14 protein-coding genes are annotated in these 21,030 nt (G+C 50.2%); 8 read left to right on the forward strand and 6 right to left on the reverse strand.

What is annotated here, in order from left to right; translation table 11 throughout:
• Window positions 1-7: 7 nt before the first annotated feature.
• Window positions 8-1,339, reverse strand: a complete 1,332-nt coding sequence (gene nuoF / locus NTV65_09255; protein ID MCX6115381.1) for an NADH-quinone oxidoreductase subunit NuoF — start codon at window positions 1,337-1,339, stop codon at window positions 8-10.
• A gap of 144 nt (window positions 1,340-1,483) precedes the next feature.
• Window positions 1,484-2,041, reverse strand: coding sequence for a hypothetical protein (locus NTV65_09260; protein ID MCX6115382.1), 558 nt, complete (start codon window positions 2,039-2,041; stop codon window positions 1,484-1,486).
• A 344-nt stretch (window positions 2,042-2,385) separates the two neighbouring features.
• Here NTV65_09260 and NTV65_09265 point away from each other — a divergent pair, with 344 nt between their 5' ends.
• The gene (locus NTV65_09265; protein ID MCX6115383.1) at window positions 2,386-4,362 is read left to right on the forward strand and encodes a hypothetical protein; all 1,977 of its coding nucleotides are present in this window, start codon (window positions 2,386-2,388) and stop codon (window positions 4,360-4,362) included.
• 12 nt (window positions 4,363-4,374) lie between these two features.
• Window positions 4,375-6,684: a glycosyltransferase family 39 protein gene (locus tag NTV65_09270; protein ID MCX6115384.1), complete on the forward strand. Its 2,310-nt coding sequence runs from the start codon at window positions 4,375-4,377 to the stop codon at window positions 6,682-6,684.
• Between the two features lie 10 nt (window positions 6,685-6,694).
• On the opposite strand, the gene argJ is transcribed toward NTV65_09270, so the two are convergent.
• A complete protein-coding gene (gene argJ / locus NTV65_09275; protein MCX6115385.1) occupies window positions 6,695-7,882 on the reverse strand; it encodes a bifunctional glutamate N-acetyltransferase/amino-acid acetyltransferase ArgJ in 1,188 nt (395 codons plus the stop codon).
• Window positions 7,883-8,157: 275 nt separating this feature from the next.
• Here argJ and NTV65_09280 point away from each other — a divergent pair, with 275 nt between their 5' ends.
• The 5 genes from NTV65_09280 to gndA all read left to right on the forward strand — a co-directional run bounded on the left by NTV65_09280 (window position 8,158) and on the right by gndA (window position 14,608).
• Window positions 8,158-9,483 carry a UDP-glucose/GDP-mannose dehydrogenase family protein gene (locus NTV65_09280; GenBank protein ID MCX6115386.1) on the forward strand — a complete coding sequence of 442 codons (1,326 nt, stop codon included), beginning with the start codon at window positions 8,158-8,160 and terminating at the stop codon, window positions 9,481-9,483.
• A 49-nt stretch (window positions 9,484-9,532) separates the two neighbouring features.
• On the forward strand, window positions 9,533-10,483 hold the full coding sequence (locus NTV65_09285; protein ID MCX6115387.1) for an SDR family oxidoreductase: 951 nt from the start codon (window positions 9,533-9,535) through the stop codon (window positions 10,481-10,483).
• Window positions 10,484-10,495: 12 nt separating this feature from the next.
• Entirely contained in the window at window positions 10,496-12,307 is a 1,812-nt protein-coding gene (lepA, locus tag NTV65_09290) for a translation elongation factor 4 (GenBank protein ID MCX6115388.1), read from the forward strand.
• A gap of 25 nt (window positions 12,308-12,332) precedes the next feature.
• Complete coding sequence (locus NTV65_09295) at window positions 12,333-13,073, forward strand: metallophosphoesterase family protein (GenBank protein ID MCX6115389.1); 741 nt, start codon at window positions 12,333-12,335, stop codon at window positions 13,071-13,073.
• A 116-nt stretch (window positions 13,074-13,189) separates the two neighbouring features.
• Complete coding sequence (gndA, locus tag NTV65_09300; GenBank protein ID MCX6115390.1) at window positions 13,190-14,608, forward strand: NADP-dependent phosphogluconate dehydrogenase; 1,419 nt, start codon at window positions 13,190-13,192, stop codon at window positions 14,606-14,608.
• 7 nt (window positions 14,609-14,615) lie between these two features.
• Here gndA and rlmD read toward each other — a convergent pair whose 3' ends face one another.
• Entirely contained in the window at window positions 14,616-15,806 is a 1,191-nt protein-coding gene (gene rlmD, locus NTV65_09305) for a 23S rRNA (uracil(1939)-C(5))-methyltransferase RlmD (protein MCX6115391.1), read from the reverse strand.
• 271 nt (window positions 15,807-16,077) lie between these two features.
• On the opposite strand from rlmD, the gene dapF reads away from it, so the two are divergent.
• Window positions 16,078-16,935 (forward strand): diaminopimelate epimerase, encoded by an 858-nt coding sequence (gene dapF, locus NTV65_09310; GenBank protein MCX6115392.1) that lies wholly within the window; start codon window positions 16,078-16,080, stop codon window positions 16,933-16,935.
• 111 nt (window positions 16,936-17,046) lie between these two features.
• On the opposite strand, the gene NTV65_09315 is transcribed toward dapF, so the two are convergent.
• Both NTV65_09315 and NTV65_09320 read right to left on the reverse strand, forming a co-directional pair.
• Window positions 17,047-17,379 (reverse strand): hypothetical protein, encoded by a 333-nt coding sequence (locus tag NTV65_09315; GenBank protein ID MCX6115393.1) that lies wholly within the window; start codon window positions 17,377-17,379, stop codon window positions 17,047-17,049.
• A gap of 67 nt (window positions 17,380-17,446) precedes the next feature.
• Window positions 17,447-20,929: a FecR domain-containing protein gene (locus NTV65_09320; GenBank protein MCX6115394.1), complete on the reverse strand. Its 3,483-nt coding sequence runs from the start codon at window positions 20,927-20,929 to the stop codon at window positions 17,447-17,449.
• Window positions 20,930-21,030 lie beyond the last annotated feature (101 nt).

Genomic DNA, 21,030 nt, shown 5'->3' on the forward strand with positions numbered 1-21,030 from the left:
TACCCCGTTACTGATGTTCAGCGGGCTGCGCGCTAAGGCGCGCTTGCCTATTAGAAGTCCCTTCAAGTAAGCCTCTCTCAATAGATGCAGTGATTAACTGATAAAACTCATCCTTAAATTTGCTAATAAAGCTACGCACCGGCATAGCGATTGAATCGGCAAGCATGCAGATGGTATGACCCGCCATCTGATTGCAGATCGTCTCAAGAAGCTCAAGGTCTCCTGGTAAGCCATTACCATCGACCATGCGCTGAAAGATCTTTTCAACCCAGTGGCAACCCTCACGGCAGGGGGTGCACTGACCGCACGATTCGTGAGCATAGAAATGGGCTAGGTTCAGAATAGCATCAGCCATATCGACTGAATCATCCATAACGATTACCCCACCTGAGCCAAGAAAGGTGCCGAGCTTGTTCCAGCCCTCATAGTCCATGGTGGCGCCCTCAATCTCATCCGCACGTAATATAGGCATAGATGATCCTCCCGGGATAACGGCCTTTAACTTTGCGCCGTTGAGCATTCCGCCACATTCCTCTTCAAGAAAACGCGTGAAGGGATAGCCCATCTCTATTTCGTATACGCCCGGTTTGTTAATGTGTCCTGAGGCGGATACGAGCTTAGTGCCCTTTGATTTCTCTGTGCCGATCGCCGCATGCGCCTCTCCCCCGTTATTGAGGATCCATGGAACCGCGCAGAAGGTTTCAACGTTGTTGAGGATCGTTGGTGAGTAATAGAGCCCCATCGTTGCCGGAAAGAATGGGGGCTTTAGGCGAGGCTGCCCTTTTTTACCCTCCAGCGATTCTATTAGTCCGGTCTCCTCGCCACAGATATAAGCTCCAGCACCGCGGTGCACGACTAGGTGTAAAGAGTACCCAGTTCCGAAGATATTATCTCCAAGGTAACCCTTGGCATAACACTCATCGACCGCTTGTTTTAGCCTTGTGTATGGGAATGCGTACTCGCCCCTTATATAGACGCACATCCAATGGCTCTGAACGGACCAGGCGGCTATCATCATACCCTCGATCACCGAGTGTGGTAGACGCTCCAGTAGGAGCCTATCTTTAAAGGTGCCGGGCTCGCTCTCATCCGCGTTGCAAATGATGTAGGTAGGTTTGCCCGTATTGCGCGGAACAAAGCTCCATTTCTGTCCAGCAGGAAACCCTGCACCGCCACGACCCCGCAAACCAGATCTCTTGACCTCATCTATTACTACTAACGGGTCGGTGGCCAAGGCCTTGCGAATAGCTGTATAGCCACCACGAGACTCGTAGCCTGTTATGGTGTGTTGATCAGGTTGATCGATGTGCTCTAGAAGGATCTTACGGTGTTGTCCCACGCTATGGTCTCACTTATTAAAAACGTAACTACCAGTTGTTACGACAACTTGGAGCAGGTGCGCATCTCTATCAGCAAATGATAGTAGAAGCTGAGCCGCGCTGCAACGAGGAGTGTCTCGATAGCAGTGTCTCAATAGCTTAGTCTACTGAGCCACTACTGTTACGTAGGCCTTATCTTGAGCATCGAACTCAGGGGAATCGACCGAGAACTCGGTTGCATTCGGTTGATCTGGATCGTCAACATCTGGGTCGACCTCTACTAGCCCATCTGAGATCGCATCGATGCCCTCCAGTTGAAGAACAACGGTGCCTGACTCCCCTTCGTACGGCTGCCCACCGCGACGAAAGGATGACTGTGGGATATAGAATACCAGGTAGATCTCGTTATCGGTAGAGGATTGGTTGACCGTCGGTGTAAGATCTATCTCCTTCGTTTCTATTAGGAGAAAGGCAGATGAGGCAACGTATTTAAGCCCCTCCGGATAGCGAAACTTAAGCGCGATGCCGTTCTCATGAACATTGGAAAGCTCTGCAGAGAGCTCTATTCTATCACCCGAATCGATCTCAGATGGCTGTAAGCTAATGGAGACGCTAGCCGCGCCAACGAAGGAGTCATCGCTACCACCACCTCCACCACAACTGCTAAGAGTAAGAGCGAGCATGGAGGCAACGCAGAGGGCTAATAAGCTAGATGGTTTCATAGTTTTCATATGTATAGTGTTCATATGTATAGTGTTCATGTGGGGTTAGCGCTAACTACCCTAGATCTATAGAGGGTTTAACTACCAAGCGCCAGTCGTTAAAATTGGACACTATTGAATTGTAGTCAGTAGCTGATTATCTAAGCCCCTGATAAGCTTGCCTGGTAAATAAAGGAGTGTCCTGTTTTTTGACTTAGCCACCCCTAGGCCTGTATCTTCTGGAGGGCCGGCAGATAGTTATAATCTTTTGCCTAGACCAGTCCTTTAATAAAGTCTTGGTCTTGATGGTATGTGCAGCCTACAGGGAGGTTCGCCCGAAAACCTATTTATTTTAGTGAGAAGTGATGTCTCAGCTTGCTGTAAAGAAAGAAGCTCTGCCGGTAACATCTGAGCCGGTAGTGCCAGAAACGGTACAGATCGTTGCCCAACCCGTAGCGCCTTCATCCTGGTGGCGTAGAGAGGTTACACTTATCAGTCTTGTTACAGCGATTATCTCCGTAGGCTATGCATACTTATTCTATAAAAGCATAGGTCAATTTTGGTTTCACCCACACTGGACTACAGATGATGCCTTGCAACAGGTCTATCCATTTCATGAGGTAGCTCACCCCGGACTCTTCGCCGGAGATATCGTTACCGATGTTATGAAGGGCTACCTGGCGCCTCTGCATTACTGGATCAGTTACGGTATAACGATGCTGACCGGCGATCCGATCATGATGTCTCACTGGGTTATGTTAATTCAGGTGGTGTTGACGGTTGGATTCTTCTTTGCGGCGATTCGAGCAGCCAGCAGCACCGTACCCGCCTTACTTGGAGTCACCTGGTTATTACATGATCGTAATCTGATGCAACGACTGACCGCAGGCTTGCCGCGTGGTTGGGCTGCGGTAATTTTAACGGCCTTTCTTTACTTTGTTTTGAAGGGAAATCACATCGCCATTCTGGGGACGCTGCTCGCTGGCTGTATGCTTAATCCCCCGGCAACCTTAGTGGTAGCCTGTGCTTACGGATTGCTTTTGATTTGGCGCGTAGTATCTGGTCGGGGATCGGTTCGCACCAGCGCGTGGAAGAAATTAATCTCATATATTTGTATCTCCCCACTCTTTGCGATCATAACGCTCATAGTTGTTCATAGACCGGCTCATATCGGTCAGATGGTGTCGTTTGAGCAGGCCACACAGATGCCGGAGTTCTCCCGTCCACGGGGGCGGTTTCCATTTGTTCCGCTTAATCCGGCAGCGGAGGAGCTCAGGGTAGTTGGTCTTGAGGCCTTTATAGGACGCTTCTACAATCCGCCTGCCTCGATTCGTAGCAATATGCCGCTTCTCGTCTTTGGTGGATTAGCTCTTTTGGCCTGTGTTGGATTAGTGCGTCGTCGAACTACCGTTCCTGCGGAGCTAGTTACCTACGGTATCGCAGCGGTTGTTGTATATTTACTCTCTCGTCTCTTAGCATTCAGGTTGTATGTGCCCAACCGGCACCTACAGATTCCCCTTGCACTCTTCTTTATAGCGGCTTTCTGTATAGGATGTTGGAAGGCATTCCACCGAGGAAGTGATGATACCGCAAGCTTGGATGGATCTTTGCGCGATAGCCGTCTGCGCTACAGCTGGGGCAGTTTCATGGCACTCGCAGTTGTTACGACGGTCGTTTTTATCGGCTCTAACTGGGGATTGCGAGGGGCAGCAAACTTTAACTATCCCTCTAACAAAAAGGGTATGGTCTTTGAGTGGATTAAGCAAAATACGCCACTTGAAGCTGTGGTTGCTGGTCATCCAACTCATATCGACGGCGTTTTTCTCTTCGGAGCTCGTCGCGGATATATGACGACAGAGACGGCGCACCCGTTCTACGCGCGATACGCCGCAGAGGTGCGCCGTAGAAACGAGATCTCGTTGCGTGCGCACTACGCCAGCTCGCTTGAGGAGCTCGTGACCATCCTAGAGCCGGAGGGGATTACATATTTTGTCTTTAGGCGGGAGGACTTCCGCGCAGAAACGTTGCCGAAGATTAAGTTTTTTCCGCCACTTGATACCCTAATGAAGGATCTTGGTTCTCGGCCAGTTGATCAGTACGCATATGCGCAGCTTCCAAAGAGCGTAGATACCGAGCACTACCCCTTCATGCCATTTAAGGATGACCAGTCAGTTGTGATAGATGTTCAGGCCCTCAAGAACTATTTGCAGGAGAGGGGCTGGATAGCTCCACTAGCGCAAGGCATCAAGGCCTTGCGACAACTGCAGCTCTCACCAATCGTTCCTGATAGCGGCGCGATCGCAGCGGTGCCGGCGCATGGAAATAACAAGGTTGCCGGATAAGTATAGGTAATTATGATAGGTTCAACGTTTCTTAGGGGCGCTCTTCTTTCAATCTGTACCGTTATCGTAGCGATGTTCGTAGCTTCTAAGCTGCAAACCAGCGCATGGAATGGGCAACAGGCGGTAGATCTTGTCGATAGAGGTCTTTACGTTGATGGCTGGCTAAAGGATCAATCAACTCTAACTATTGAGGGCTTCTCTACTGTTGCTAATAAGCTAAAGCTAACTTTCAATCCGTTGTGGTTGATTCCAAATGAGGCTCCACGTGTAGCGGTTTCCCTGTGTAACGGTCCGATCTCTGAACTTACAATTAAAGATGCCACTCCAAATTACTTTTCAATTCCTACGGGGTGTTCGCCCCTGGTTGTAAAGATGACAGCGCTTAACTCGTTTAGCCTGCTGGAGGGTCGCAGTAGTAGAATGGTAGGGGCGCAACTGCTAAATGTTGCGATCAGCTCTCCGTTTAGATTTGCGATCGTTTCGTTCCCGCAGTTCCTTAAGATATTTTCGGCGGTAGGATTGCTAGTAATACTTGCGCTGTGTGCCGTAGGGCGAGATCGAAGGTTGTCAACGCTAGCCGTTTTGGGGGTTCTAGCTACGACGACTGTAATCGTTAAATTGTCAGACGTTCAGGCGCATAAATTTGAGCCGTTGTGGATCGTTTTTGCGGCGTTGCTGGCTGGTACGGCGCTACTGCCAGTGACCTCTCGTCAAGATCAGGTGCAAAGATCAGCCTCAAAGATCTGGCTATATGCCATAGTTGTATTTGGAGCTTTTCTGCGATTCTATAGCATCGATTTTGGATTGCCTGCTAACTTTCATCCCGATGAGGTTCCAAAGGTTAATGCTATCATGCGGATGGTTGAGCAGAACTCATGGAACCCGCAGTACTTCCTCCATCCTTCGCTACTCCTCTATACCACATACATGATGAACTGCGTGTTGCAGGCGATCGGGGTTGAGGGAAGCTTTAGAGAGACCGCATTTCTGGCCGGAAGGTTCGTCAGCGCCATTGCAGGCACCCTCTCTATAGCGCTGACGTATGAGGTAGGGCGGCGGCTTATTTCTCGCAACGTGGGGCTTTTAGCTGCCGGACTTTTAGCGATTCTCCCGCTGCATGTGACCTGTAGTCGCTACCTAAAAGAGGACGCGCTTTTAACCTTTCTGGTACTTTCCTGTGTTGTGACTACTCTAATAGCTGTCCAATCAAAGAGAAGGTGGATGCTCGTGCTAGCGGGCTTGCTTGCGGGCTTTACTGCGGGAACGAAGTATTCGGGCATCTTGCTGGCTGTTGTTCCGGCCTCTGCGCCGTGGATCGCCTCTAGAGATTGGAAGCCTGACTGGAAGTGGGTTCCATGGGCGCTTGCTGCGCTGGCGATAGCCCCAATAGGGTTTCTCTGCACAACTCCATTCGCACTGTTGGATTACGCCAAATTCATTAAGGACTTCGGCGTTGAATCACGGCATATGCAGACCGGACATACAAATTCTATCGATGCGTGGTCTCAGTTATGGATGTACCACTTCTCGCGCAGTATCTGGGTAGGCATGACCCCCATACTCGCTGTTGGTTCTGTTATTGGTCTCGGATACCTGCTCAGGAGGAGACGTATCGAGGATCTCTTGCTAGTTGGCCTGGTCCTACTCTTCTATCTACCAGCGGAGTTCGTTAAGGCTAAACCCGCCCCGCAGCCTGAGCGTTACATTATGCCCTGCTTGCCATTTCTTGCTATAGCACTCGCGCAGGTTATTCGCGCACTCGGTAGAACTATATCACCAAAATACGGAGTTGCCTTGTTTGCAACAGCTCTGCTTGCCGCGCCGTTATACCGCACGGTTGCGCTAGCCAACGATGTTGGAAGTGATACCCGCGATCAGCTTGCACTCTGGATGCGAGATAATCTGCCGGCGGGCACAAAGGTTCTTATGGACTGGAAGCCTTACTGTCCGCGCCTTGATGGCGACCACTTTGCGGTTGAGCATATTCCAAGGGCCCGTATCATATCGGAGATTGATCCTAAGCTATTGCGCGACTCCGGAGCTGACTACATGGTGCTTTCAAGCCTCTTTTATGCACGTTATTTTAATCAGCCGGAGTCCAATCCAGTTCTTCGGCAACGTATCAAGGATGTCTTTGATAGTGTGCCGGTTGTAGCTCAGTACGCGGCCCCCGCCGGCACCTATGGATTCCACAACCCTGTCCTTACTCTGTTCAGTCTTAAGAAGGAGGACTTCGAGCGCCTTGATGGTGAGCGCAAGCGCAAGCGTCTGGGTGAGCTAACCCAGACGTCAAACGATATGCGTGCTCAGAGAAAGTGGTGACCACCAGGAGCTAATTGTAGCTCACGTTAATATCAACATAGCCATGTGTTAGATCGCATCCCCATGCGGTTGCTGAGGCCTTGCCTAAATTGAGGTCTAGCCGAATAGGGATCTCGCGAGCTGACATAAGCTTTCTAATTTTTTTGCGATCGTGCGGCACCAACTCTCCGCCCCGCATAATTGGAGCACCTGCGAAGGTAAGATCTACCTTACGGGGATCGACCTTGAGGGTAGGATCCTTTCCTGCAGCCGCCAACACCCGCCCCCAGTTCGGATCAGCGCCGTGGACCGCCGTTTTTACAAGGGGGGAGTTAGCGATATTCTTAGCTATCAGCCGCGCATCTTTTTGATTGCGAGCCCCAACAACCTGCACCTCTATTAGTTTGGTTGCGCCCTCTCCATCGGCTGCGATCAATTTAGCCAGATGCTGACAGGCCTTTGTAAGTAGTGCTAGGAAGCTCTTCTTAGCAGCAGTAGATGAGATCTTTTTACCGGTTTCTCCGGTCGAGAACACCATGACCATGTCGTTGGTGGAGGTGTCGGTATCGACCGAGGTCATATTAAAGGAGTCATCAACCGCCAGCTTGAGAAGGGCCTTAAGCGTTGCGCTGTCGATCTTTGCGTCAGTAACGAGGAATCCCAGCATGGTAGCCATATTAGGGGCGATCATGCCCGAGCCCTTTGCAAATCCAGCTATGGTGATGCGCTTGCCCGCAACTAGTCCGCTTGCAAAGACCTCCTTTTGAGTGAGATCCGTAGTCAAGATGGCTTTAGCTGCTGCATCACCATCCCGCTGCAGGGGATTAGAGAGGAGGGTATTGAGCCCAGCGCGAAGAGTATCCATTGGAAGGGGCCTTCCTATAATGCCGGTCGATGATACGGCTACCTCGTGGGCCTTTAGGCCCAGCAGTTTGGCGGCTATGGCAGCGGTTTCCCGAGCATTTTTCAGTCCGGACTTGCCGGTGGCAGCGTTCGCATTGCCTGAGTTTACGACTAGCGCCTTTACGGTTCCACGGGCAAGCGCCTGCTTTGTGACGATTAATGGAGGGGCTATAAAGGCGCTTTGCGTGAATACACACGCGCTTCCGTAGGCATTTGGGACAAATATGTAGGCCAGGTCCCTCTTGCCGTTTGTTTTGATTCCAGCAGCGATGCCCGCTGCGTAGGTGCCCTTAAGAGATGTGATCGTTTTTTTCATAAGTCGTGTGAGTAACATATAGGGGTTTATGCGCAACCCCCTTTAAGGATAGATAGGCAGCAAGCAGGCGTCGCAACCCTTTGATCTCCTTAGGCAGTTCGGCTATGATCCAACTGTAGTTTGGATTGAAGGTGTTAGTCTGGTGGTCGTTGCCGGGCAGCCCATAATTGCCGATTTGATGCCTGTAGTTAATGGGGTGCGACTGTTTTAAGCATGTCGCAGACTTAGTTTGAGGAGAGGCCTCTGCTCAAAATGAACGTTGTGGAGATAATCACATGAACATAGCGGTGGTAGGAACGGGTTACGTAGGCTTAGTTGCTGGAGCGTGTTTCGCAGAGATGGGCAACGAAGTTGTATGCGTCGATGTTAACTCCAAAAAGGTTACTGCGCTACAAAACGGAGAGGTGCCTATATTCGAGCCAGGCCTTGAGGACCTCGTCAGGAGTAACGCTAAATCTGGGCGCCTTACATTTACAAACTCACTGCACGATGCAGTGCAGGTTTCAGATGTTATCTTTATCGCCGTTGGAACTCCTCAGGATGAGGATGGCTCAGCTGATCTTACGCATGTGCTCGCGGTAGCCAGTGGCATCGGCGAAAGCATGAATGCGCCGAAGGTGGTCGTTGATAAATCTACGGTCCCGGTTGGAACTGCGGATCTAGTTAAGGCCGCAATCGAGAAGGTTGCTAAGTATCCGGTCGATGTTGTGAGCAACCCTGAGTTTCTCAAAGAGGGGGCAGCTATCGACGATTTTATGCGGCCTGATCGGGTAGTTGTTGGAGTGGCTAGTGAGCACGCAGCAAACGTAATGCGTGAGCTCTATCGCCCATTTGTTCGCACCAATAATCCGATCCTTATAATGGATATTCGTTCGGCTGAGATGACCAAGTATGCAGCCAATACGATGCTTGCACTCCGTGTCTCGTTTATGAACGAGATTGCGAACCTGTGTGAAGGGGCCGGGGCCGATATAAATAAGGTTAGAGTTGGTATCGGAACCGATTCTCGCATCGGCATGAGCTTTATCTTCCCGGGTATTGGATATGGAGGATCCTGCTTTCCTAAGGATGTGCAGGCCCTGATTAAAACCGGCAAGGATCACGGTATTGATCTGAAAATTGCGCGCTCGGTTGAGGACGTAAATAAGAGCCAGAAGATGCTGATGGTTCGTAAGATCATAGAGCACTACCGCAGTGAGGATCTAGCCGGTAAAACCTTTGCAGTCTGGGGGCTCGCCTTTAAGCCTAAGACCGACGATGTGCGTGAGGCGCCGGCCCTTACGATCTGCAGCGAGCTCGTTAAGCGTGGAGCGCGTGTGCGTGTCTATGACCCCGAAGCGAACGACACATTCAAAGAGAAATTTGGGGCGCACAGCAATCTAGAGTGCGTTAGGGATAACTACGAGGCGCTTAAGGGCGCAGATGCGCTAATAGTGTGCACGGAATGGAACGCATTTCGTCAGCCGAACTTTAAACGCATTAAGCAAGAGTTGGTGAAGCCAGTTGTGTTTGACGGGCGAAATATCTACGACATCGCAGATATGCGTTCGTACGGATTTACTTATTACAGCGTAGGACGACCGAGTGTGACTCAAGAATAGTCGCATTTTGGTAGGGCAGCTTGTTTTATATAATGAAGAGGAGACGGGTATGGCGCGTATAGTTATTACCGGAGGAGCGGGGTTTATAGGGTCGCACCTTAGTGATGTTCTCCTGGCGCAGGGCCACGAGGTTATTGCTATTGATAACCTATTTACCGGCACTAAGCGTAATATGACGCACCTGCGAGATCACGCAAATTTCGAATTTATGCGTCACGATGTAACCGAGCCTGTTCTGATCGAGTGTGATCAGTTGTACCACCTGGCATGCCCGGCCTCCCCAGTGCATTACCAGTACAATCCAATTAAAACTATCAAGACCAACGTGATTGGTACCATCAATATGCTTGGTGTTGCGAAGCGCACACACGCCCGGTTCCTTCTGGCATCGACCTCCGAGATCTACGGAGATCCGCTAGAGCACCCACAGGTGGAGTCGTATTGGGGCAATGTCAACCCGATCGGGCCCCGCAGCTGTTATGATGAAGGCAAGCGTGTTGCGGAGACCCTCACCATTAACTACCGGGAGCAGGGTGGAGTCGATACACGCATCGTGCGCATATTTAACACCTTTGGCCCCCGCATGTTATTTAACGATGGGCGAGTTGTTTCCAATTTTATCCTACAGGCGCTCAAGGGGGATGATATTACGGTGTACGGAGAGGGACTACAGACCCGATCCTTCTGTTACGTTGATGACCTTGTGTCTGGCATCGTTGCGACTATGAACCGGGATGGTTTTAGCGGTCCTGTGAACCTCGGTAATCCGAATGAGATGACTATAGTTGATTTGGCCAAGAAGGTTATCGCCCTTACCAGCTCAAGTTCAAAGATCGTGCAGCGTCCGCTGCCGAAGGATGATCCGACACGTCGCCAACCAGATATCTCGTTTGCAAAGAGTGAGCTGGGATGGACTCCAAAGGTTGACCTAGAAACTGGACTCAAGAAGACGATCGCTGATTTCGACGAAAGATTGCGTCGTGGCGAGACTGTTGATTAAAGATGTGATGTTGTGACAAGCAGAGATAAGATTCGAAATTTCAGTATTATTGCGCATATCGACCACGGGAAATCGACCCTGGCTGATCGCATCCTAGAGGTGACTGGTGCGCTTGAAGCTCGTGAGATGCAGGCGCAATTCCTCGATAAGCTAGACCTTGAGCGTGAGCGTGGTATTACCATTAAGGCGCAGACAGTCAGGCTTTCGTATAAAGCTAAGGACGGCGAGGTGTATCAACTAAACCTGATCGACACTCCAGGTCACGTTGATTTTAATTATGAGGTCTCACGTAGTCTCGCAGCTTGTGAGGGTGCTTTGCTGGTAGTGGATGCCTCGCAGGGCGTAGAGGCCCAGACCTTAGCGAACGTTTATCTTGCGATAGAAAATGATCTGGACATTATTCCGGTGATTAACAAGATCGATCTTCCGAACGCCGATCCAGAGCGAGTTAAAGAGGAGGTGGAGTCTGTAATTGGCCTCGATACATCCAATGCTCTTGAGGTTAGCGCCAAGGCTGGTATCGGCATTAAGGAGCTGCTTGAGGCCATAGTAGAGCGGGTATCCCCACCCAAGCGCGGTTCTCCACAGGCGTCGCTACGAGCACTGGTCTATGATTCGTGGTTCGACCCCTACGTTGGGGTCGTGGCGCAGGTGCGTGTTATTGATGGCTGCATAAAACAGGGGGATAAGATCAAGTTCTTTTCAACCGATGTGGCGTACGAGGTTTATAAATTGGGTGTATTCACACCACACCCTGAAGAGGTCGCAGAGCTTGCGAGTGGCGAGGTTGGATACTTCTCGGCAACCATCAAGAACCTGCGTGATGTGCGTATCGGAGATACGGTCATGCATGCCCAAGATTCTGGCAAGGATCCGCTGCCTGGATTTAAGGAGGTTCGTCCGATGGTGTTCGGCGGACTATTTCCGGTAGATGCGGATGACTACGAAAATTTGAAGAAAGCGCTCGATAAGTTAAGCCTTAACGATAGTTCTTTTACCTATGAGGCGGAGTCATCGATAGCGCTTGGATTTGGCTATCGTTGTGGCTACCTTGGGCTGCTCCATATGGAGATAGTACAGGAGCGACTTGAGCGCGAATTCCAACTTAGCCTTATCACTACTGCACCCTCCGTTGTTTACAAGATGATCTTAAATAACGGCACGGTATTGCAGGTTGATAATCCATCTAAGATGCCGGAGGTGTCAGAGATCCGGCGAATTGAGGAGCCGATAGTTTTAGCAACTATTCACGCACCGAAAGAGTTTGTTGGAAATGTTCTAAAGTTGTGTGAAGATCGGCGTGGAGTCCAGCAGAATATAGCCTTTCATGGGACCGAACGGGCCGTTATCGTATATCATCTTCCCTTAAACGAGATCGTCCTTGATTTTCACGATAGGCTTAAATCGATGACGAAGGGCTATGCCTCATTTGATTACGAGATCTTTGGCTATATAGAGTCCGACCTGGTTAAGCTAGACATTAAGCTAAACTCAGAGCCAGTGGATGCGCTCAGTATTATTGTGCACCGTGATAAGGCCTTTAATCGAGGCAAGGAGCTGACTGAGAAGCTTAAAGATATCATTGATCGACAGATGTTTGAGGTCGCTATACAAGCCGCTATTGGCGCAAAGATTATAGCCCGAAGTACCGTTAAGGCGCTGAGTAAGAATGTAACTGCGAAGTGCTATGGAGGGGATATCTCACGCAAACGTAAGTTGCTTGAGAAACAGAAGGCGGGAAAGAAGAGGATGAAGCAGGTTGGTAGGGTTTCGATTCCTCAGGAGGCGTTCCTTGCAGTCTTAAAGCTAGGCGATGATAAATAGCGCAATAGAGAGGCCTTGAGGGCAGATGCGAGTTATTACAGATCGACCGAAACGCATCTTCGCTATTGGTGATCTGCATGGTTGCCTAGATGAGCTTAATCTTATTATCACGTTCTTAAAGGAGGAGCAGGGCGCCTGTTCTGAGGACCTTTTTGTTTTTATCGGGGACTATATTGATCGCGGCAAGGAGTCGCGACAGGTCATAGAGTACCTACTATCGCTGCAATCAGAATGGCCAAGGACGGTATTTATAAAGGGCAATCATGAGGACATGCTGCTCGATTTCCTGGGGCTTGGTGGGCGGTGCGGTGATGTGTATCTCTCCAATGGGGGGGATGAGTTCTTTAAAAGTTACGGATTAGATCCAGCCTTGCCGCAGTCGGAGCTATTAGAAAGGTTGCCGGTAGAGCACCTTGAGTTCCTTAAGAAGCTTGATGTTGCGGTTTGTTTAGCTGAATTTGTTTTCGTACATGCCGGAGTTAGCCCAGATAGACCTCTTGAGGAGCAAGACTTGCGCGACCTGATGTGGATTCGGGCCGATTTTATCCACGCCGAGCACAGGCTCGGTAAAACTGTGGTGTTTGGACATACCCCATTTGAGGACGTACTTCTCCATTTACCCTTTAAGATAGGGATAGATACGGGGTTGGTTTACGGTAATAAACTATCAGTTGTAGAGTTGGTTCACGGCACCCTATACCAGGTCGAACGGGAGGGCTTAGAGGTTGGGGTCCACGACCTTTCTGCTCGTTTATTCAAACCTTAGATAGTGGATCTGAATAGCTTTCTGTCCTATCGTTGGGTGTCCTGTTAGGACTGTTGTTTTAAGAGTTGTGTACACGCCAGTAATCTTATTGCCGGGTGTAGGAAAGGAGGAGCTTTATGTCAAAACCTAGCGTTGGAATGATCGGTTTGGCCGTAATGGGTTCAAATCTTGCCCGTAACATTGAGAGCCGGGGCACCTCGGTTGCCGTATACAACCGTAGTGCTGATGTTACCAAAGAGTTTATGGCACGCTTTGCAGTTCGAGATGGCCAACCCGCAGGTTTTGTTGCCTCATATTCTATGGGGGACTTCGTAAAGAGCATGGAATCTCCGCGCCAGATCTTTATTATGATTAAAGCCGGAGCTCCGGTAGATGCCATCATAGACCAACTCGCTCCCATGCTCGATAAGGGTGATATTATCATCGATGGTGGCAACGCATTTTTTAAGGACACCATCAGGCGCGAGGAGAAACTTACCGCGATGGGTTTGAACTTTCTCGGTATCGGTATCTCTGGAGGAGAGGAGGGGGCGCTCAAGGGGCCAAGCCTTATGCCAGGTGGCCCAAAGGAAGCTTGGAAGATCGTCGCACCTTTGCTTGAGAAGATCGCAGCGCAAGCTGATGGCCCATGTACTAGCTACGTTGGGCCGGATGGGGCGGGTCATTTCGTTAAAATGGTGCACAACGGCATAGAGTATGGCGATATGCAGCTTATTGCTGAGGCCTACGATATCCTGCGCAACGTCGTTGGCTGCAAGTCTGAGGAGCTAGGCGAGATATTCCAGAGCTGGAACTCCGGAGTGCTCTCCTCATACCTGATTGAGATTACAGCCAAGATCTTTAATAAGCGCGATCCTAACGGAAGTGGGTTCTTGGTTGATAAGATCCTTGATAAAGCTGGACAGAAGGGAACCGGTACGTGGACGGCGCAAGTTGCGCTGGACCTTGGGGTCTCTATACCTACTATCTCTGCGGCGGTTGATGCACGCACCTTGAGCAGCATTAAAGAGCAACGTGGCGCGGCTTCTAAGGAGTTTTCAGGGCCGGTAGTGCAGGATCTTACCGAAGGCCGCGCGGAGTTTATCCAGGCTGTGCATGATGCGCTTTACGCTTCAAAAATTATGTCGTATGCGCAGGGAATGGCGCTTATTGCAGCCGCTTCAACGCAGTGGAACTGGGAGCTAAAACTCAGTGAGATCGCAGCATTATGGAAGGGTGGTTGCATTATTAGGGCTAGATTCCTTGATGAGATTCGTAGAGCCTTTGCCGCACAGCCGGCGCCAAGTAACATGCTGATCGATTCCTTTATGAAGAAGGAGGTTGCAAGGTGCGTACCGAATCTTCGTAAGGTTGTCGGTGCAGCGGTGAGCCGTGGGGTTCCTGTGCTTGGTTTTGCAGCTTCGCTCGGATACTTTGATAGCTTCCGTACAGCCGATCTTCCGCAGAACCTTACCCAGGCCCAGCGTGACTTCTTCGGTGCACATACCTATGAGCGTAAAGACTCAGCTGGCTCATACCATACAGAGTGGGAGTAGCCGATATCTATCGCAGCGCGATTAACCCTAGCACCTCGCAGTGTTTAGTTAGTGGAAACATATCAAAGAGCGCTATTTTTTTGAGCGAGTAGCTCTGCGTCAGCGCTGCTACGTCACGCGCAAATGTTTCAGGGTTGCAGCTTGAGTAGATAATTCTATTGGGGCGTAGCTCATTGATGCGCCCCACCAGATAGCTAGATAAACCCCTACGGGGAGGATTTACGACGAGAAGCTCAGGTACTGCTGTGATCTGCTGGCGCATGTAGCTATCTACATCCTCTGCGATAAAGGTACTATTAACGGCCCCCAGACGTGCCGCTGAAAGGGCGGCACTTTCAACTGCCATGCTTGATAGCTCTACTCCGGTTGTCGTCATGGCATATGGAGCGATTGAGAGCGAGAATCCCCCCACACCACAAAAAAGATCTAGTACGGTGCTGCAGGGGCCCTCTCTAGCGAACTCAATCGCTTTGGCATAGAGCGCCGTAGCAACCTCTGGGGTTACCTGCATAAAGGATTGTGAGGAAAAATTAAGTTGGATATCTCCATACTGCTCCGTAATCTGGTGTTCCTCGGTAAGTAGGATCTCTTCGGGCCCCTCAAGTATCGCTGCAGGAATCGGTTGAATATTACAACTGATTACCGTAACCCAGGGATGGAACGATTGAATGAATGAAACGACCTTGCGAACACGGCTAATCGCCTCTGAGCTGCGCAGAACGAAACGTAGGATCCCCTGCGAGTGATCGCGGTTGCTCATTACGATCACCCCCTTAAGCTCCCCCGTACGCTCCTTAATCTGGTAGGGGTGCAGTGCGGCGCTAGTGATACAACTGCGCACCGTCTCAAGGAGCGCTTGAAATGGCTTGGGGGAGAGTGGGCACTGCGTGAGCTCAACTCCGGACATATCCGAATTTATAATGCCTATAATAGGGTCCTGGCATGTACCGGTCACGCTCATCTTAATCTTTGAGCGCGAACCCCAGGGGTTAGATGGGAGAACTATTGGCGCTACGCTCTCAGGAGCAAGGTTAAAGCGTTGTAAGGTCTCTATAACACTACGCTCCTTTGAGACAATTCTATCCCGTTTTATAAGGTCTAAAAGGGAGCAGGAGCGACAGATATTACTTGAGAAGAGAGCGCATGCAGCATGCTCATAGTTGGCTTGGGCCAGTCTTGTTGTCTTGTGTTCGCTCATGGCGATAGCAGAGGCTCTTTAGGTATGCAATTATAGTTGGTCTATGCTGAAGTAACTAGTCAGTATAAACTAAGGACAGTCGCACACGTAGATGCCCTGTACCAACCCCTCAGGGGTCGATTTGCAGAGCAAATCGGGGGTGAAAACATTAACTGGTCACAAAATCTGCCGTCCCCGATCAGGGGACGACCAATCGAATTACCTATGAAACTTCGCAGTAATCTCAATAGCTTGAATCGCGACATTAAACTACGGTGACCAGTTACAGTCTATGCTGAATAGTTATAGGTTTACTAGATATCACGCTCTTGGGAACGATTATATCGTTATGCGGGCGATTGATATGGATCTCCCCCTATCTGTCCCGATCGTACAACGTATCTGTGACCGTAATTTCGGAGTTGGTTCAGATGGAATTCTGCTGCTTGAGACCATTCAGGTTGCAGGGGCTTTTTCTCTTCGCATCTATAATCCAGATGGCTCCGAAGCTGAAAAAAGTGGCAACGGTCTGCGTATCTTTGCGAGATATCTTTGGGACCGTGGTTTGGTTCAAGAGAGCCCCTTCGATGTGCAAACAGTAGGGGGGCGGGTCGTATGTCACGTTAAGGATAGTGGCTACCTTGTGACCGTTGATATGGGTCAGGTTAGTTTCTCCAGCGCAGTAATACCGGTAAGAGGGGTACCCCGTAATGTATTGATGGAAAAGATAGAGGTCGGGGGCAGGGAGTTTACCTTCTCTGCGGCTACGATCGGAAATCCGCACTGTGTTGTCACTGAGTGTGAGGTCACGCGTCAGATTGCAGAGCTTTATGGGCCACTGCTTGAAAATAACGAAATATTTCCTAACCGCACAAACGTGCAATTTATGCGTGTAATTTCACGCTCCTTGATCCAGATTGAGATCTGGGAGCGTGGGGCCGGATATACCCTAGCCTCCGGCAGTAGTAGCTCGGCCGCTGCAGCCGTTGCTCACAAGTTAGGACTTGTTGATGAGATCGTAACGGTTCGTATGCCCGGGGGCGAGCTGACGATAGAGATAGGTGAGGGCTTTGCTATTAGGATGACCGGACCGGTAACACGGATAGCTGAGGGGGAGATATATCGAGAAGTGCTAGAGGGGCTACTCTAGGAATTTAGGTTCCTCAGCAATTGGTGAGGAACCGGAATTTAGGGTTCCTCACCGATAAGTGTTGGTACATTAGATGGAAAACCCCTGCGCGGGAACGTGAACCGCTTCCCGTTACCTGCTCCCGCTCCGATACCGGTTAACCCTTAAAAACCAGCTTTGAAAGCATGGCCGCCAAAAGGAAGAGGCGGTGCGACGCAACTGGTTGACAATATCGCTATTTCCGTTCGGGAGGAGGCGAATAACACTAATAACCTCTTTCAGGAATTCAACCGACTTTTGATAGACTCCGAGCTTTTCATGACAAAACATATCTTCTATTAATCGGTTTTTTTCTAAATAAGTTTCCGCTACCGGAGCGGGAGCAGGTAACGGGAAGCGGTTCACGTTCCAGCGCAGGGATTCAGCATCCATTATCTTACATTCTTCGACCGGCTTTTCTTTCATCTGCCGCGCATAGTTATGCCATCATCCATTAGCTTCCCACCCACACTTATCGGTGAGGAACCGGAATTTAGAAGAAGTTGTAAGAGATTCCAAGAATAAACGAGCGGCCCTTTAGTACCGCAGGCTCAAGACCAACGCTCTGGTCGTACTCGAACTGTCGATCAAGGATATTATCTATTCGAAAGAACATACGCCCGCGTTGTTCAGAAAGCCTGTATGATAGAGCCGTATCAAAGAGCCAGAAACCACCATTATCATAGCTCCTCGTAGTATCAGCGCTCGTCGTAGTGTTCTGATCTCGGAATGTTCCCTGTGTTGAAAGGGAGAGGTGCTTGCCAAAGAATCGGCGATAACCGAAGCGAAAACGCCTAGTATTTATGCCATCCGTAGAGCCGAACTCATTTAGATCGTACCAATTCATAAGGGTGTCTGCTGTTAGCACCGCCCTGGGCGATAGGACTGAGTACAGATATCCTCTAAAGATATCTGAATTGGCGGAGCTATCGATAAAACCATCACTACTAGGGGGGAGAGAGGCTAGGTTCTCTCCATCGTAGGAGGCCGTTTCCGTTACATAGCCAAGAGGTTCGATTATATGTCGACGGGTGTATTGCGCTCCAGCATAGAAAAGGTTGGGATCTTTTACGTCGAGACCGAAGGCCAGGTTTCTGCTACGTGCTGCGCTTAGATCGTTAAAGCGTTGATTAAGCCCACCAATAAGGGTTGGGTCTAGGGAGCTCAGATCCTCAAGCACAGATTTTTGAAGTGTTTCGAAGTATGCCGTGCGGGTGGTTAGCCATTTTGTAGGGGTCAGAACTAATCCGATCTTGGGATCGAGGCTATTTTCTTTGCCCCTGCCGCTTAAGAACGGAGGAACTTCGGTTAAATCGTGCTCAACCGAGGTGCCAGCTAGCCCTAACGTTAGATTTGCTTTGCGTGGCACCTTGAGGGATACGTACTCATAGACCTCCCCGGAACGGAGCGCACCGGAGGCGCTACTGGTCAGATTTCCACCTGCTCCGGTTCCACACAGCTCACCAGAATTGTCTTGGCAGAGCGAGTAAAAGCCGTATGCGGGTGAGGTTTCGCGCCGGCTTGTATCGGCATAAAGTCCCTCAACTCCTGAAACTGAATCGAGGTAAGTTGAAGTATAGAGAAGTTGAGTTGCTAGACTATTGCGCTGTACCCGTTGTCGAGCTGATTCTTGCGATACAAGATCGGCATCGTACGTTGTTCCATCTGGGAAGCTCTCCTGCACGATCCCCGGGCGAGGAGTTTGTTGTGCGGTATTCTCACTATCACGAGCGAACTCGCCCTGCATCAGGAAGCGGGTGTTAGAGGAGATGCGGTGGTTATACCCTGCTCTTACAACTCCAACATGAACATCTTCAGAGTAGTCGGCATCGGTTTGACCCTCCTGCCTGAATAGCTTGAAGCTGCCATCTAGGATCAGACGATCATCGGGTGTTAGTTCATATTGTAGAGCTCCGCGCAGACGATTTTGGCTGGCGAAGGCGCCGTGGTTAGAGCCATTTCTATAGAAGGGTTGGTAGCTAAAGAGATAGCCAAGGGAATCTCCCTTTCCAACAGCGAGTAGCTCGCCGCCGATCTGGTCCTGATTACTATTCCAGGTCGTGCTAAAGGCCTCACGGGTCTCTTTTTTGTCGAAAAGGGCGTTGTAGTCTCCAAGAGCAGCGGCCTCACCGAGGCTATTAAAGAGGTTAAAACTCAACGGGGCCATAAGGTCAGCGACGCGTTGCTCGCTCTGGCGTGCTTCAACATCGAGGATCGAATCGTAGGACTCTGAGAGGAGTCGGTGCGCTGAATAGTTTCCGTAGTCGGTAGTGATGGACTTTATGGCCTCTATACGCGCAGCTTCAGAGAATCCAAGCTCTGTAAAGACCCGCGAAAGACCAGCGCTACGTACCGCTAGATCTCGATCTAGTAGTAGAGATGATCGGTATACGGCGCGACCATCGTTAAGTTGAATCGATTGCTCTACATCAGCAAGCCCCTTAATCGGATCGTTTTGAGCTACATCAACGAAGGAGCGATAGAGGTGCGGCGTTGGATCGTTGGGGTCGAGGGCGATTGCAGCATCGAACTCCTGCCTTGAGTGCTCCGACTGCGCATTCTCAAAGAAAAGCTTTCCTAGATAGGAACGATAGATGGCTGTGCTCGGTTCTAACTGAACCGCGTGCGAGAGGAGGTCTTTAGCGCTATCGTAGTCTCTATCGTTAACCTTGATAAGAGCTTGGCCGAAGTAGGGCAAGGCTTGCGAGGGGTCCTCGCTTAGAGCTGTGGCAAAATCTAGTTGCGCCTGTGCAAAATCCTTGCGGGAGATAGCGGCAAATCCTGATAGAGCCGCACTCATGGAGCTAGTACCAAAAGCTAGCTCCCGTTTCTCAAGCAGCGCCTTTGTATCCTCGTAGCGGTCAAATGAGAGTAGCAGCTCCGCCTCACGGTCAAAGAGCTCCGGAACATCTTGATGCTCTTGACGCGAGCTTTTAATAATAGAGAGGGCATCGTCGAGATTGCCGCTTGCCTGTGAGATATATGATTGCAACAGCTGAGCATTTATCAGGTCAGCTCTTAACTTTGTGCTTGCACTAAGGTGATCCTGCGCGGCGGCAAGATTACTGTTTTGTAATTCAAGAAATCCAAGTAGGAGCTCGCGCAGTGCGCTATCTGGGGCGCTCATAGTTTGAGACATGGCCTTAATGTTAGCGGCGGCACGCGCTATCTCTCCGACCCTCCACAGCGCAATAGCCTCTAATAGAGCGCCGCGATCGGTTGATTTAAGTTTGTTTGAGCTATTATTTAAGGCATCTATCAGAGATCTTCCAGATTTAACTTGAGTAAAAACCTCATGCACAGCGGAGGCACAGGCGCCGGAACATCCCGCATCTGGAGATGATACGATATCTGATTCAATCAGGATGAAAGGAAATCGGATCATCCATTGAACTGAGTCAGCGGGCCTTACGAGGATAGATTTAGCTGGAGGAGATCCACGTTTCGTAACGGCGCGCTCACCAGGGGCGAGCGTTGTAGCGCCAAAAGAGTTGGAGGCTTTTACAGAGCCGTGCAACACATCAATAGTAGTAGAGTCTTCGTTCGTCTCGATAACGAGCTCTGTTCCGAATATAGCGGCGTTGACGGTTGTAGTATTGATCTCTGGTTCCCGCCGAGCGCCGCGCGAAAAGAAATACGCTTTGCCCTGTGTATGGGTGACGCTCGGATTTCCGTTTGCCAGAACCTTCTCAAAGGTCATGGCCGAGAAGCGGCCAATTCGCACCAGCGCACCATCTACGAACTCAAAGGCAGCCTTGCCATCGGTTCCAGTTCGTACGGTGTCACCCTCGTAAAATGAGTCACCACCTTTTACAGGCTGCCATACTGATGTGCCTGTTCGGCGTACGAATATCGATCCCTCATTTGAATACAGGGAGGCTACTGTCTTATTTTGGGCGTAGGAGTAGCAATTTGCTCCGATTAGGCATGCAATGACAAGTGTTGCTGTTATTAGATATCGCAAGAGCTTATCCATTAAAACACACAATTCTCCTCTAGATGATGATGCTAAAACCCCGTCTCGCGCATCAAATTTTATATGGAAAGATGTTTTTAGATCTATCGACCAGATCGCAG

This window comes from Pseudomonadota bacterium (assembly GCA_026390555.1).
Taxonomy (GTDB): Bacteria; Bdellovibrionota_C; UBA2361; order UBA2361; family OMII01; genus OMII01.